This is a genomic window from Breoghania sp. JC706, from assembly GCF_037026715.1.
Taxonomy (GTDB): domain Bacteria; phylum Pseudomonadota; class Alphaproteobacteria; order Rhizobiales; family Stappiaceae; genus Breoghania.
Genome location: NZ_JBANCG010000002.1, coordinates 362,888 through 376,192 on the forward strand (window position 1 = coordinate 362,888; position 13,305 = coordinate 376,192).

The following is a 13,305-nucleotide window of genomic DNA, read 5'->3' on the forward strand; positions in this document are numbered from 1 at the left end:
GCGCCCTCAGGCTTCGCCGAGAAAGACCCGCGTCAGTCGGGCGGCGAGGCGGGTGTCGAGGCGCACGAGGTCGCCTTCCGCGATGACCTGATCGCGGACCCTGAGCGTCACCTGCGTGGCGTCCGCGCTTATCTCTGCGGGCAGCGGCACCGCCGCTCCCACCTGCCAGGCCTCGATCTCGTCGAGCGTCACGAGTGCTGAGCCGAGGCTGAAGGTGACGGACGCCGTCAGGACGGGCGCGGCCGCTATCGGTTCCTGTTTCGGCTCGCGCGCGGGTTCCGGCGTGGTCTCGTCCTCGGTGCGCGCGGTTGCGGCTTCGGTTTCCATGGGCTCGTCTCCGCTGAACGGTTTGATGAAAAGGCACCGCCAGTCCTGTTCCGCCTTCTCGAAGGTGTAGAGATGGCCATCGGCCAGCACCGCGCGGGTCTCCGCCTGCGCGAGCGCGCCGAACAGCACCACGTCGCCCGCTTCCAGCGCCCTGATCTCGCGAACCGGCAGCCGGGCCTTGCCGGCCAGTCGCAACGCTGGCGTCCTGATCCGTGAGCGCAGACGGCTGTGAACCTGCCGGGCGGCAGGCGCCTGCGCTTTCAGGAGCGCACAAAGGTCGGCCGGGCTGATCCCGACGCGAAACAGGATCGGCGCATCGCCGAAGCCTGACAGGCTGCACGAAAACCACTGCGCCGCCGCTGCAGCATCGTCCGTCGACAGCCGATCGGCGAAAACGGAGCCGTCAAGCGCGGCCCTTTCGGCGAGAAAGTCCGGCAGCGCGCCGATCAGCGTCCATGCCATGCCGTCCAGCAGGGCCTGCGAGAGGACGGGCGGCATGTCCGCGAGATCGTCCACATCCAGGTCCACACCGCAGATCGCGGCGAAGGGAAACTGCTCCACCTGAAGAAACAGCCGTTCGGTGCCGCCGAAACCGATCTGTCGGACCAGCCCGTCCCGCGGTCCAGAAGGCGCGGGGCGAAAGCCGAAGGTTGCGTTCTTTTCGGCAAGCTCCACCGGCTGGTCGGCATGGCTCATCAGCGCGTTCCAGAGCGTGACATCCTCAAGATCGAGCCGCAGGTCGCGCGCCTGCCAGTTGGGCGCGTTCATCGCCCGCGCTCCGGCTGCCGGAAGAGCGTGCCGAGGTCGGAACCCCCGCCCGGCTCGATCGTGGCGTCCGCGTCGCCGGCCTCATCATCGGGCGACCGGATTTGCTGGAAGACTTTCACGCCGTGACGGGGGTAGCGCGCCTGCAGGGCATGGGCGAGCTGGGTGGCGGCGGCAAGGAGCGCCGCATCGGGATCTGCGGGATCGACACCGTGGCGAAAGACGAGGCCGACCGTCAGCGTCGCGCCGTCCATGCGGACGGTAAAGCCCGACAGGGCCCCGGCCGCGCCATCGTGCGGGATGCTTAGCGAAAACGTCGCCGGAACGGGGGCGGGACCGGGGCGCAGGGCGGCGTCGAGGCGTGTGCCGACGACCTGCACGATCCTGTCGATGCGTGCCGCGATCTCTCCTTGGGGGACGGGCGCGCGATCGGGAAGGGGAGAGGCTCTCCTGTCGCAAAGCGGGACCTCGAGACTGGCCAGAAGCACGAAGGGCTGTCCCGCCTCGCCATGGCGCTTGCCCGCTCCCTGGACGCCTCGCTCTTCGGCGTCCCGCCCCTCATTGCGGGCCTGCGTCAGCCGTTCCTCGAACCGCGCCAGCCGCTCGTCGAACGCGCCGCCGGGCATCCGTCTGTGCCTCCCGCCGGAGCCCGATCCCTTCGGATAGTCGTGTCCGTCCGCAAAGCCGTTTTCGGCGCCCCCGTTCGAAAACCCGTTTTCCGAACGCCCCTCGCGCCCGCTCATGCCGGGAAGGCTTGCGTGCCGCGCGTGGGCGGCGGTGGTGCGATCAACGTTTGTCATAGGGGAAGGGACCGTGCCTTGCAGAACAAGTCCTCGATCTCCGCTTCTTCCTTGCCCTCGGCGGCCATGAACTGCTCCATGCGCATGTCGTCGAGCATGGTGTCGTATTTTTCGCGGGTCTTCTGTGCCGCTTGATACGCGCGGCGCGCATCTTCCTCCTCCTGCGCAAGGCGCCGGCACTGCTGGATCGCCATTTCCAGCTCGTCCTTCAGCCGCTCGTGGTCCTTTTGCAGAAGCAGGACCTTTTCCTTGGTCTCGTCGATGGCCTCGTGCCTGACCGGCTTCATCATGATCGGCCGGAAGATCGCGTCCTCGCGCTCGATCAGCGTCGCCTCGCTCTGCGCCACCGCCTGTTCGCGCTCCTGCCTGATGCGGCCCGCCCGGCGCAATTCTTCGCGCTTGGCGGTCAGCGCCCGCAGCGCCGCGTCCTCGCGCGTCGCCTTGACCCGCGCCAGGATCGCGAACTTGCCGATCATTTGAGGACGGCTTTCAGCTTGGCGAGCGTGTCGTCGAACGTGTCGAATTCGTCGGTGCGCTGGCGCAGGAAGTCGTTGATCGCGCCGTATCTGGCAATCGCCTGATCGGCGGCCGGGTCGCTGCCCTGCTTGTATTCGCCGATCTTCACCAGCAACTCGACATCGGCATAGGTGGCCAGCAGGCTGTTCAGCTTGCCCGCCAGCTCCCGGTGCTCCGGCGAGACGATGGCCGTCATCACGCGGCTCTTGGAGGCGAGAATGTCGATGGCCGGGTAATGGTTGGAGGCCGCCAGCTTGCGCGACAGGATGATGTGGCCGTCGAGAATGGAGCGGGTCTCGTCCGCCACGGGCTCGTTCATGTCGTCGCCCTCCACCAGCACCGCGTACATGGCGGTGATCGAGCCCTTGTCGTTCATGCCGACCCGCTCCATCAGTTTGGGCAGGTTGGCGAAGACGGAGGGCGGAAAGCCGCGCCGCGTCGGCGGTTCGCCCGCCGCAAGACCGATCTCGCGCTGGGCGCGGGCAAAGCGCGTGACGGAATCCATCAGGAACAGCACGCGCTTGCCCTGATCGCGGAAATATTCCGCGATTGCCGTGGCCACGAAGGCCGCCTTGGCGCGCTCCATGGAACTCTTGTCGGAGGTGGCGACCACCAGAATGGCCTTGGCCATGCCGTCCGGGCCGAGGTCATGTTCGATGAATTCGCGCACCTCGCGCCCGCGCTCGCCGATCAGCGCCATCACGGTCACGTCCACGTCCGCCCCCTTGACCAGCATCGACAGGAGCGTGGACTTGCCACCGCCGGCGGCGGCGAAGATCCCCATCCGCTGGCCTTCGCCGGTGGTCAGGATGCCGTCGAGCGCGCGGATGCCCATGGAAATCGGGCTGTCGATCATCCGCCGGGTCATCGGGTCGGGCGGGTCCTGGTAGACCGGGTAATGGGCCTGCGGCGTGAACGCTTCCGCCTTGCCGTCGATGAAGTTGCCCATGCCGTCCAGAACCCGGCCCTTGAGCCCCTCGCCGACGGGAACCTGTTGCACGCGGCCCGTTGGATGGACCTCGGTGCGCGGGGCGACGCCGTGGGTCTCTCCGATGGGCGACAGCAGCGCCTCCTGTCCGGCGAACCCCACGACCTCGGCCATCAGCCGCTGGCCGGTCTTGCGGGTGTAAAGCTCCACGATCTCGCCGATCTGGACGTCGGAGATCACCGCATGGATGATCGTGCCGATGACCTTGGTCACCCGCCCGCTCATCCGGTAGGCGTCGTGTTCGCCGAGCGCCCGGGAAAGGGCCGGGGCGAACCGGTCAAGCCGGCCATCGAGCAGCGCCCGCCGCCGGGCGATGGCCGCCGCATGGCCCTCCGGCTTCGCGCCCGTCATGGCGCATCCCCGTCGCGGTTGCCCCCATCGGCCTGGGGGGCTATGAGGCCCTCAACCGGGGGCTCCGCGCCCAGTATCGTGGCAAGATTGGCGACCGCGGCATCGATGATGGCCTCCATCCGGTCGATCTGGTCGCCGAGATCGCATTCGATCCGGCCGATCCGGGATTCGACGATGATATTGGGCGCAATAAGAGCCGCATCCTCGATCAGATCGATGGTCTTGGCTTCGGGAAACAGCGTCTCAAGGCGCGTGGCGACCGGCGCGAAAGCTGCCGCGAGACCGGGGGCGACATGGATCTGGATCTGTCTTTCGTGGCGCATCTTGCGCAGCGCGCCCGCCGCCGCTTCCTCGGCAAGTCGCAGATCGTCGAAGGTCGAGATGATCTTGCGCACGCAGGATTTCACCAGCTCGGCCAGATCCGCCTCCAGGTGCCGAAGCCTCGTGTCGAGATGGGCCGCTTCGGCGAGAAGCCGCGACAGCGCATCCTCTTCCGCCGCCTGCCGCCCCTCCCGGTAGCCGCGTTCCCTTTCCGCGCGATGGTGCTCTTCCGCGTCCCGGCGGATGTCGTGTGCGTGTTGCCGGGCGGCGAGAACGATGCCGCGCGCCTCATCGAGCGGCACCATCTCGCGGGCCTTCAGCACGCCGTCGCCGCTCGAGACGGCGTGTTCGAGCGTACGCAGATCATAGACGAGGCCGGTCATGCGATCCCCCTGCGGGCAAGCAGCGTTTTCAGCTCCAAGATTTGGATTTCGCTGATGGTGTCGCCGGTGTGGAGGTGCCGGCGCAGGGCGTTGGGGAAGCGGAAGGCGAGCAGCGTCGCCGCCGTCCGGTGCGTCGCGCGGGCAAACGCCATCAGCGTTTTCAGCCCCTCCAGGACCAGCACGTGCGGCCCGGCCTCGTCCGCCGGCTCCCTGTCCACCTGTTCCCTGTCCAGTTCGGCTTCAAGGCGCACATGCGCGCTGCGCACCGGCAGATTGGGGAAGAAGACCGGAACCTCGCGCAGCGCGACCACGAAAGCCTCCGCCCCGAGGATCGCCTGCGCCTTCTGCCGGGTCGATTTGAGAACGCAGGCCCGGATCTGCGGATAAAGCTGCGCCGCCGCGCAATATCTCGATATCTCCAGCAGCCTATCGGGCGCGAGTTTGAGGAAGGCGACCGCCAGTTTCGCATCAGCGTTTCCGGCAAGCGCCTCGGCAAGCCGTGGCTCGATGGCCAGATCCGTCAGGCCCAGATGCCGGGAAAGCGCAAGGTTCAGCGGCTTTCGAAACGGCGGCAGCGCGGCGATCTTGCGAAGATCGCCCGCGTTCAGCGGGGGAAGGACGAGGTGATCCGCGTGCAGATGGGAAAGTGGGCGCGCGATATGGGCGGCCAGCAGGGCGAGATCGCCGAGCGCGGCGAGACTGGCCGGCAAGGGGAGAGGCGGTGCGGAGGGGCCCGTCGTTTCCACGCACCTACTCCTCGGTCTGTGTTTGCTGAACGAGTTGGGCTTCTGCCAGCCGTCTCGCGCCGCGCGCCCTGACGAAGCCGTAGGCGGTGACGGCATTGGACAAGACGAGCAGCGTCATCAGGGCGAGCGCGCCGCCGGCAAGCTGCCAGAAGAAGCGCTCGTCGCTCTCCCGCACGCCGAGGCCCGGCAGGAGTTCCGCCACCATGGAGCGCGGCTGCTGGTTGAGCACCTGCGGCCGCTCCGCCTCCACCATCACCACCGACACGTTTTCGTACTCCACCCCCTCGATCGCGTTGGCGACGAGACGGCGGATCTGCGGCACGAAAAAATCGAGACTGACGCCGATCCGGTGCTTGATGAACACCGCCGCCGAGGAGGGCTTGATCTGCTCGCCGAGGCCCGGGTCCTCCGGCAGCACGATATGGACGCGCGCGGTCAGCACGCCGTCGATCTCGCTCAGGGTCTTGGAGACTTCTTCCGCAAGCGCGTAGATGAAGCGGACCCGTTCCTCGAAGGGCGAGGACATGATCCCGCTCTTCTTGAAGACATCGCCGATGGAATCGCGCGCCTCGCGGGGGTAGCCGTTCTGGTTCAGGATCTGGATGGCACGCGCCAGCTCGTCCTTCTCCACCAGCAGCGTGACCCCGTCCTTGGCCATGTACTGCTTGTCGGCGCTGACGCCGTTTGCCTGAAGGATCGCGAGCATCTCGTTCGCGTCGCGCTCGGCAAGCCCGCTGTAGAGGTCCAGCTTGCACGCGCCCAGCGAAAGACAGAGCCCGACGAGGACCGCAAAGCGCGCAAGGACGGATTTCGTGAAACGTGGCATCGCGTGCAAGGTCCTGTTTCTACTGCCCTTTCATCAGAGTATCGAAAGTCTGCGTGGACTTGCCGGTAAGCTTTGATGTGACATCGATGAGCAGGGAATACTTGATGATCTCGACCTGAACGGCGAAGAGCTGCCCCTCGCGGGTCATCCAGGCGCCGGAGGTGTCGGTGAGGCGGCCCGTCTGCGCGTCGAACGCGCCGCGAAGGCGCGACAGTCCGTCGAGGATGGCGTCCCCCTGGCCGTCCGTCGCCCGAATGCCGTCCGGCCCCATCACCGGGGCGCGGTCGAGATCAAGGCCCTTCAGCGCCCGCTGCCGGTCGAGATCCGGGCCGGAGGCGAAGTTCGCGGGCAAGCCGCCCCTGGTTGGCTGCGAACCGTAGGTCGCGCCCGCACCGTCTGCCGGGGCGAGCGGGGCAACCGCTGGCGAAGAGGCGGAGGGGATGGCGCCTGCGGGCCCGACCTGTTGGCTCGCAAGCGGGCCGGCCTGCTGCATCGCCACCTCGAAACGGGCGATCGAGGGCCCGGTCCCTGCGTTCGCGATCCCGCCGATCCGCGGGGCGACCATCTCGCCCGTCTGCTGCGGCGCGAGCGGGCTCATCGTGCTTGCAAGTAGCGTGGTCGCTGCAACCATCTCGATGCTTTTCCTCACTGCGGATGCGGCGGCGGGTTCGGGATCGAAGCCGGGGCCCGAAACGGCCGGATGCGGAATTACATGCCGGCGAGCACGCCCTCGGCCATTCGGGAAAACGGGGTTTCGGGCGCGATCCGGCAGACCGTCTGGAGCGTCTCGCGCCCGTCCGACACGTTTCCCTGCTGGATCAGGGCGATGCCCAGAAAGGTTCTGGTCGCGACGGTCGTCGGCGCCTTGCTCAGCTTTCTGACGGCGCTTCCCGCATCGCCGCTGAGAATGTCGACCATGCTGTCGCCCAGAACCCCGGCCTCCTGATCGGGGCGAAGCGCGCGGACCGCGGCGAAGATGGCGCGCGCATGGGCGTTCATGCCCCTCGATCCGGCGATGAAGCCGATATCGACAAGCAGGCTGATCAGGTCCCTGTCGAGAATGTCGTCCATACCGCCTCACATCGTATTTTCCGGGGATTTGCCGGGGACTTGCCGGCGCGCGGAAATGGGTCCGGCGCTGCGGCGGGGTTTGAAATCTCCGTGGGCCTCGCGGCCCGCCTGTCTCAAGCCCTAACTCCGAATTGAATGCGCGGCTGTCTCATTTGGCACACCGCCGCTCGCCGATCCGACGTTCCTTAAGGGGGATGAAGCAAGCAGCCCGCAGAGCAAGAACCAGCCGATGACGATCACGCGCGTCCTCCAGGTCATGTCGAAACGCAATGACGTGATCCTTGCGTTCTTGCTGATCTGCATCGTCTTCATGATGATCCTGCCGCTGCCCACCTTTCTCGTGGACATGCTGATCGGCCTGAACCTGTGCCTCGCGGCGATCCTGCTGATGGTGGCGGTCTATCTGTCCGATGTGGTCCAGTTCTCCGCCTTTCCCTCCATCCTGCTGCTGACCACGCTCTTCCGGCTGGCCTTGTCGATCACCACGACGCGGCTCATCCTGTTGCAGGCCGATGCGGGCGCGATCGTCGAGACCTTCGGCAACTTCGTCGTCGCGGGAAACCTGATCGTCGGTTCGGTGATCTTCCTGATCCTGACCATCGTGAACTTCCTGGTGATCACGAAAGGCTCGGAGCGCGTGGCGGAAGTGTCCGCGCGCTTCTCGCTGGACGCCATGCCCGGCAAGCAGATGTCCATCGATTCCGACATGCGCGCCGGCATGATCGAGATGGACGAGGCCAAGCGCCGGCGCTCCAAGCTGGAGAAGGAAAGCCAGCTCTACGGCGCCATGGACGGCGCCATGAAGTTCGTCAAGGGCGATGCGATCGCCGGCCTGATCATCATCGCGGTCAATATCATCGGCGGCGTCATCATCGGCACCAGCCAGCGGGGCATGGATACCTCCCAGGCTCTCGACGTCTACTCGATCCTGACCATCGGCGACGGGCTGGTCTCGCAGATCCCGGCGCTGTTCATCTCCATCACCGCCGGCTTCATCGTCACCCGGGTGTCCTCCGACGATAACGAGGATCTGGGCAGCGACATCGCGTTCCAGCTCATCAACGAGCCCAAGGCGCTGATGATCGCCTCCGGCATCCTGCTGGGGTTCGCCGCGGTGCCGGGCTTCCCGCCCGGGGTGTTCATTCCGCTCGCCCTCCTGTGCGGCGTCGGCGGCTTCTTCATCATGCGCAACCGCCGCAAGGCGGCAACCTCCGGCCGTTCGCACGAGATGCCCAGTTTCGCCCCGGCGATCGCGAAGAAGGGCCAGCCCCCCGCCTTTCCCGATACCGCCGACACGGACGATTTCGAGAAGGTGGAAGCGGTCACCTTCGCCCTGACCGTGCCGCTGATCGTCGACATCGCCTCCGCCGTGCGCGGCGCGATCCGGCCGGAAAAACTGGACAACGAGGTCGCCCGCGTCCGCCGCGCCCTCTATTTCGACCTCGGCGTGCCGTTTCCCGGCATCAACCTGCGCCTCAACGACAATCTGAACGAGGGCGAATACCGCATCATGGTCAACGAGATCCCGGTCGCCGAAGGCTTCGCGCGGCCGGGCTATTTCATTGCCCGCGAAACGGCCGCCAACCTGAAGATGTTCGCCATTCCTTTCGAGGTGGGGGACGATTTCCTGCCCAGCACCACGAGCCACTGGGTCGCCATGAAGCACCTGCCCACCGTGCAGCGGGCGGGCATCCAGATCATGACGCTGTCCTCGATGCTGACCTACCATCTCGCCCACGTCCTGAAGGATCACGCCAGCGAGTTCATCGGCATTCAGGAAACGATGTACCTGATGAACCAGATGGAGGCGGATTTCGGCGAACTGGTCCGGGAGGCGACGCGCGCCCTGCCGATCACCACCATCACCGACATTCTCAAGCGCCTGGTCAGCGAGGAGATCTCCATCCGCGACCTGAGAACCATCCTGCAGGCGCTGGTGGCCTGGGGGCAGAAGGAGAAAGACCCGATCATGCTGACCGAGCATGTCCGGGGCGCGCTGTCGCGCTACATCACCTACAAGTTCTCCGCCGGTCAGAACGTCATTCCCGCCTATCTCCTTTCCAAGGAGGTCGAGGACGAGATCCGCGGCGCGGTGCGCCAGACCAGCGGCGCCTCCTATCTCGCGCTGTCGCCCGACGTCCACCGCCAGCTCACGGCCGCGATCAAGGCGGCGATGGGAGATCTGAACCAGCACACCTCCATGCCCGTGATGCTGGCGCCGATGGATATCCGCCGCTTCATGCGTAAGATCGTGGAGCGGGACTTCCCGAACCTCCCGGTCCTGTCGTTCCAGGAACTGGCGGCGGACGCGAACATCCAGCCGCTCGAACGCATCCGGCTGGGCGCCGCGGGCCAGCAGAAACGCCTCTCCACGGTCTGAGGGCGCCATGGGCAGGCTCGAAAAACAGATCAACGTCTATATCGGCTGCCTGCTGGCATCGCTCGGCCTTCACCTCATGGTTCATGGCCTGCCTTTCGCCGGCCCCGCGAGCGGTGTCGCGTTGCTGGCCGGGACCGGCCTGGTCCTCCTCTTCGGCGCGCTGCGCGGGCGACGGGGCGAATGGGCGCCGGCGCGGGCAGGCTGGCTCACCACCCTCGTGGTGCTGGCCGGGGCCGGCGGCACGCTCTATCCCGTGTTCTGGCCCAATGCGCTCGATGGCGTGGGGCTGGCGCACGCGGTGGAGACCACGCGGCTGTGGCCGCAGGTCCTCGTCTGCCTTTCCGGCGGTCTCGTTCTGGCCAAAAGCGACGCCGCGAAACGGCAGATACAGGGCTGCGCAAACACGGCGTCGGTCGCGCCCTACCTCCTGTTCGGACTGGCGCTCGCCTTCGGTTTCTATGCGCTGGTGATCCATCTGCGGGCGACAGGCACTCCGCAGGGTTCCAGTTGGCTTGCCGGCACGTTCGTCGCCGATACGCCGATCCACTACCTGATCGTTGCCGTCTTTTTCGTCATATTCGCCTATATCGGCGACGCGCTGCTGCGGCTCAAGACGGCGCAGCCCCTGAACGGCTCCATCCGCACGTTCATCCGCCTCCTCATCGCAAGCCTCCCCCTGCTGGGCTTTCTCGGCACGGTCGTCGGCATCATGGAGGCGCTTTCCGGCCTGCCGCAGGTCTTCTCCGGCGACCGCTCCGTCGTCGCGGACCTGACGCCCGCGCTGACCGCGAGCCTCGGCGGCATTTCGCTTGCCTTCCAGACGACGCTGCTCGGGCTGGTGGCGAGCCTCGTCACCACGCTGGCGCTGGGCTATGTGGAGAAGGCGGAAGCCGACGCGGCCCTTCGCGCAGCACCCGGGAAGGCATGAGCGTGGCGCAGGACCCGGAGAGCGGCGACCTCTTCGATCCCGGCATCGACATCCTCGTCGGGCTGACCGCCGTCGTCCTCATGTCAGTGATCGTGCTCCTGCCGCTGGCGAACCTCGCGCAGTCGCGGAATTCCGAAATCGCGATGGTCATCGACAGGCTGATGCGGCAGGAGGCGGAAGGCGGCGCGCATGCCGCCCGCCTGCTGATCGTTGCCGGGCGCGACGGGGCGACGGTCTCCGGCCCGCGCCCGGTTTTCGTGCCCCTCGACGCCATCCTCGACGATCCGTTGCTGCGCGCCAGGATCGCCGCCGCCGATCCTGAAGGCGGCGTCCCCGTCCTGTTCATCGAGGAGAGCGGGCAGGAGGCCGCGTTTGTGCTGGAGACCCTCTTTTCCCGCGCAGGCCTCGCGTCGATCGCACGGGTCTATCTCGACGGCGCCTGCGGGTTCTTCCGGCCGGGCCATATGCCCGCGCGGTGCGATTTCGGTGCCGGCAGTTCGGCCGGCGGCGGAGGCGGGGAAACAGCCGGGCAAACAGCCGGGCAAGCGGCCTGGGCCGGGGCAGGCGATGCGCAATAGCGCGTTCATCGCCCTGTCCGATCTCGTTGCCGGCACGCTGGGCATCGCGGTGCTGCTGTTCCTGCTCGTCTTGGCCAACGGAGCCGGCGGCCCGGCTCCCGAACCGCCCGCCGCGATTTCCCCCGACCGCATCGAGGCGTCGTTCGCAACCCATGTCGGCCCTCCGCTTTCCCCGCAGGATATGGTCGCCGCCCTTTACGCGCGAACATGGGGCGGGCGAACCGAGGCTGCCATGATCGACGTTTTTCCCGACCGCTACGTGCTTGTCCGCCATCACGGGGAGGCCTTCGATCCGGGCCGGGAATTCCCGCGCGATGCGGCCGCGATGCGGGCGCTCGTCTCGCGCGTCGCGCGTGAACGAGACGCCGGCGAGGGCGCTCCGGTCCTATTCAATTTCTCCAACGAGCAGCTCAACGCGGTGCTCGGCGCCGGCCTGCCGAAAGCGGGGGCAATCCGGGTCGTGCCCGTGCCGCGCGCGCTCTACCGGTCCGATCCCGGCGGCCGGAAAGTGTGGTCGGCCGGCTTTGCGAAACTGATCGCGGCGAATGCAGACCCGTCCGCGTTCCGGCGGGAGCTGAAACGGTTGTTGTCCGCCGGCGGAGGCATCCCTGATGCTTCCGTTAACCAAGATGACGAATTGCGGCGGCGGGTGTCTTTGGCGGCCCGGGCGGGCGGTGCCCTGTCTCGGATCGGGCAAGGCATTGAAAATTATGCGGTAATTTTTCTCTACGGGATGTTCGCACTGATCATCCTGCGGACCGAGAGAAAACGCTGAATCGCCAAATGCGTGCTAAATGTTACAGAGTGACGTAGCGTTTCGATGTTGAATGTTTAGGGTTTTTTAGCCTTTCGGATGATGAAGGAGGGGGCTGTGGCGTGGAACGTCGATCCATTGCAGAAGTCGAATATGACGGCGTCTCGCAATCTGGTGTCCGAGGACGCGCAAACTCCAGAAAATCTTGAGCCTCGTTCGGAAGACACGGGCGCGGCCGCGCAGGTGCGGGCGAATGCCTCGAAGTTCGAAGAATACCTGAACAGGGGCGGGATCATGCCGCAAGGGGATGGCAAGAGGGCAGGTGCCGCAACCGAAACGGATGTGGCGCAGGAGCTGGAGGCCGCCTCGGTCTACCTGCCCGGGGGGACGGCGATCTAGGCCGGGTTCGCGAACGGAGCGCTCCGGTCCTCATTAAAAATATCGCGCTCGAGAGAGTTTATCTGGAGCCGATGTCGCGCGGTCAGGCGATTTATCCTGAACAGGCATCTGTCCCGGCTGCGAACGACGCAAGTTACAGAGCCGAAAAAGAGCAAATTGTCTTGTAGATAAAGTAGTGATGGGTCTTGGTATGTTGCATTGGTTGCCCGATTACGATGATCTTACTGCTGATGTGAAGTCGGCAATCGTTAAGTCGTCGTACAAGACGGTATATAACAAAAACAGTGTGATATATCTGCAAGAGGATACGGCGGACAAGTTCTATATCGTGCTGTCCGGCTATGTCCGGCTCTCCTACATCATGGAAGACGGCACCGCGATCCTCTACGCGATCGTTCCCCCGGGAGAGAGCTTCGGCGAGCTGGGCGTGTTCGACCGGTCCCTCTACACCGACACGGCGTCGACGATCGGCACCGTCAGCGTTCTGGTGGTCAACGCGGATGTCTTCCACACCCGCGACAGCTGCGGTCAGGAGATCCGCGCGGCCCTCAGCGACCTGATCGCGACCCGCTACCGCACCTACATCGACGTCACGAAAAGCCTTTATCTGACAAGCCTTTCCGCGCGGCTGGCGTTGTCCCTGCTGCGGCTGACCACCAGCCTCGGCCACACCATGGAATACAAGGGGCGGGTCGTTCCCTACCTGGGCACGATGGTGACCCAGAGCGATCTCGGCGCCATGGCGCGCGGCACCCGCGGCAATGTCAACCGGGTGCTCAAGTCCTGGGAGCGCGACGGCCTGATCGTCGCCCAGGACCGCAAGATCATCATCCTCGATCCCGAGGGACTGGAAATGCAGACCATGAACGCAGGCTGGTGAGCGCGATGCAGGACGATCTTCCCATGGCGGGCGACGGGACAGCGACGGGCTTCGGCATGACCGACCTGGAGGAGCGGCTCGGCGGGCCACAGGGGCGCGATGTGCAGGAACGCACCACGGCGATGCTGGCCGACAGGGCGCAGCGCTTGCGCGCGCTGATGGATGCGGGCCTGCCGCCCAACGAATTCCGCAAGGCCAGCGCCGCGCATGCCGCGCTGGAGGCCGCCTTCGACATCGTTTCCCGGTTTCCCGCCGGTTCGCAAACCCGCGGGCAATAGCAGGCAAGTTGGAC

The 13,305-nt window shown here is 66.1% G+C and carries 16 protein-coding genes; 7 read left to right on the top strand and 9 right to left on the bottom strand.

Annotated elements, in window-relative coordinates; translation table 11 throughout:
• Positions 1-6: 6 nt before the first annotated feature.
• The 9 genes from V2L18_RS04750 to V2L18_RS04790 all read right to left on the bottom strand — a co-directional run bounded on the left by V2L18_RS04750 (position 7) and on the right by V2L18_RS04790 (position 7,094).
• On the bottom strand, positions 7-1,095 hold the full coding sequence (locus V2L18_RS04750; RefSeq protein ID WP_336176660.1) for a FliM/FliN family flagellar motor switch protein: 1,089 nt from the start codon (positions 1,093-1,095) through the stop codon (positions 7-9).
• The gene (locus tag V2L18_RS04755; protein WP_336176661.1) at positions 1,092-1,892 is read right to left on the bottom strand and encodes a hypothetical protein; all 801 of its coding nucleotides are present in this window, start codon (positions 1,890-1,892) and stop codon (positions 1,092-1,094) included. The genes V2L18_RS04750 and V2L18_RS04755 overlap by 4 nt, the downstream gene beginning before the upstream one ends.
• Entirely contained in the window at positions 1,889-2,368 is a 480-nt protein-coding gene (locus tag V2L18_RS04760; RefSeq protein WP_336176662.1) for a YscO family type III secretion system apparatus protein, read from the bottom strand. The genes V2L18_RS04755 and V2L18_RS04760 overlap by 4 nt, the downstream gene beginning before the upstream one ends.
• A complete protein-coding gene (sctN, locus tag V2L18_RS04765) occupies positions 2,365-3,747 on the bottom strand; it encodes a type III secretion system ATPase SctN (RefSeq protein WP_336176663.1) in 1,383 nt (460 codons plus the stop codon). The genes V2L18_RS04760 and sctN overlap by 4 nt, the downstream gene beginning before the upstream one ends.
• On the bottom strand, positions 3,744-4,451 hold the full coding sequence (locus V2L18_RS04770; protein WP_336176664.1) for a hypothetical protein: 708 nt from the start codon (positions 4,449-4,451) through the stop codon (positions 3,744-3,746). The genes sctN and V2L18_RS04770 overlap by 4 nt, the downstream gene beginning before the upstream one ends.
• On the bottom strand, positions 4,448-5,197 hold the full coding sequence (locus V2L18_RS04775; RefSeq protein WP_336176665.1) for a hypothetical protein: 750 nt from the start codon (positions 5,195-5,197) through the stop codon (positions 4,448-4,450). Before V2L18_RS04775 ends, V2L18_RS04770 begins: the two co-directional genes overlap by 4 nt.
• Before the next feature lie 4 nt (positions 5,198-5,201).
• Positions 5,202-6,023 carry a type III secretion inner membrane ring lipoprotein SctJ gene (gene sctJ, locus V2L18_RS04780; RefSeq protein WP_336176666.1) on the bottom strand — a complete coding sequence of 274 codons (822 nt, stop codon included), beginning with the start codon at positions 6,021-6,023 and terminating at the stop codon, positions 5,202-5,204.
• 19 nt (positions 6,024-6,042) lie between these two features.
• Positions 6,043-6,654: a hypothetical protein gene (locus tag V2L18_RS04785; RefSeq protein ID WP_336176667.1), complete on the bottom strand. Its 612-nt coding sequence runs from the start codon at positions 6,652-6,654 to the stop codon at positions 6,043-6,045.
• A gap of 77 nt (positions 6,655-6,731) precedes the next feature.
• A complete protein-coding gene (locus tag V2L18_RS04790; protein WP_336176668.1) occupies positions 6,732-7,094 on the bottom strand; it encodes a hypothetical protein in 363 nt (120 codons plus the stop codon).
• A gap of 229 nt (positions 7,095-7,323) precedes the next feature.
• Here V2L18_RS04790 and sctV point away from each other — a divergent pair, with 229 nt between their 5' ends.
• The 7 genes from sctV to V2L18_RS04825 all read left to right on the top strand — a co-directional run bounded on the left by sctV (position 7,324) and on the right by V2L18_RS04825 (position 13,291).
• Positions 7,324-9,474, top strand: coding sequence for a type III secretion system export apparatus subunit SctV (sctV, locus tag V2L18_RS04795; protein WP_336176669.1), 2,151 nt, complete (start codon positions 7,324-7,326; stop codon positions 9,472-9,474).
• A 7-nt stretch (positions 9,475-9,481) separates the two neighbouring features.
• Positions 9,482-10,402, top strand: coding sequence for a MotA/TolQ/ExbB proton channel family protein (locus V2L18_RS04800; protein WP_336176670.1), 921 nt, complete (start codon positions 9,482-9,484; stop codon positions 10,400-10,402).
• The gene (locus tag V2L18_RS04805) at positions 10,399-10,980 is read left to right on the top strand and encodes a hypothetical protein (protein ID WP_336176671.1); all 582 of its coding nucleotides are present in this window, start codon (positions 10,399-10,401) and stop codon (positions 10,978-10,980) included. The genes V2L18_RS04800 and V2L18_RS04805 overlap by 4 nt, the downstream gene beginning before the upstream one ends.
• Positions 10,981-11,029: 49 nt before the next feature.
• Positions 11,030-11,755: a hypothetical protein gene (locus V2L18_RS04810; protein WP_336176672.1), complete on the top strand. Its 726-nt coding sequence runs from the start codon at positions 11,030-11,032 to the stop codon at positions 11,753-11,755.
• A gap of 96 nt (positions 11,756-11,851) precedes the next feature.
• Positions 11,852-12,133, top strand: coding sequence for a hypothetical protein (locus V2L18_RS04815; protein WP_336176673.1), 282 nt, complete (start codon positions 11,852-11,854; stop codon positions 12,131-12,133).
• Between the two features lie 190 nt (positions 12,134-12,323).
• On the top strand, positions 12,324-13,013 hold the full coding sequence (locus V2L18_RS04820) for a Crp/Fnr family transcriptional regulator (RefSeq protein ID WP_336176674.1): 690 nt from the start codon (positions 12,324-12,326) through the stop codon (positions 13,011-13,013).
• Positions 13,010-13,291: a hypothetical protein gene (locus V2L18_RS04825; RefSeq protein ID WP_336176675.1), complete on the top strand. Its 282-nt coding sequence runs from the start codon at positions 13,010-13,012 to the stop codon at positions 13,289-13,291. The genes V2L18_RS04820 and V2L18_RS04825 overlap by 4 nt, the downstream gene beginning before the upstream one ends.
• Positions 13,292-13,305 lie beyond the last annotated feature (14 nt).

Excerpts from the sequence above, each read along its gene's own strand:
- V2L18_RS04750 (WP_336176660.1), bottom strand. The coding sequence starts at position 1,095 with ATGAACGCGCCCAACTGGCAGGCGCGCGACCTGCGGCTCGATCTTGAG.
- V2L18_RS04755 (WP_336176661.1), bottom strand. The coding sequence starts at position 1,892 with ATGACAAACGTTGATCGCACCACCGCCGCCCACGCGCGGCACGCAAGC.
- V2L18_RS04760 (WP_336176662.1), bottom strand. The coding sequence starts at position 2,368 with ATGATCGGCAAGTTCGCGATCCTGGCGCGGGTCAAGGCGACGCGCGAG.
- sctN (WP_336176663.1), bottom strand. The coding sequence starts at position 3,747 with ATGACGGGCGCGAAGCCGGAGGGCCATGCGGCGGCCATCGCCCGGCGG.
- V2L18_RS04770 (WP_336176664.1), bottom strand. The coding sequence starts at position 4,451 with ATGACCGGCCTCGTCTATGATCTGCGTACGCTCGAACACGCCGTCTCG.
- sctJ (WP_336176666.1), bottom strand. The coding sequence starts at position 6,023 with ATGCCACGTTTCACGAAATCCGTCCTTGCGCGCTTTGCGGTCCTCGTC.
- V2L18_RS04785 (WP_336176667.1), bottom strand. The coding sequence starts at position 6,654 with ATGGTTGCAGCGACCACGCTACTTGCAAGCACGATGAGCCCGCTCGCG.
- V2L18_RS04790 (WP_336176668.1), bottom strand. The coding sequence starts at position 7,094 with ATGGACGACATTCTCGACAGGGACCTGATCAGCCTGCTTGTCGATATC.
- sctV (WP_336176669.1), top strand. The coding sequence starts at position 7,324 with ATGACGATCACGCGCGTCCTCCAGGTCATGTCGAAACGCAATGACGTG.
- V2L18_RS04800 (WP_336176670.1), top strand. The coding sequence starts at position 9,482 with ATGGGCAGGCTCGAAAAACAGATCAACGTCTATATCGGCTGCCTGCTG.
- V2L18_RS04805 (WP_336176671.1), top strand. The coding sequence starts at position 10,399 with ATGAGCGTGGCGCAGGACCCGGAGAGCGGCGACCTCTTCGATCCCGGC.
- V2L18_RS04820 (WP_336176674.1), top strand. The coding sequence starts at position 12,324 with ATGTTGCATTGGTTGCCCGATTACGATGATCTTACTGCTGATGTGAAG.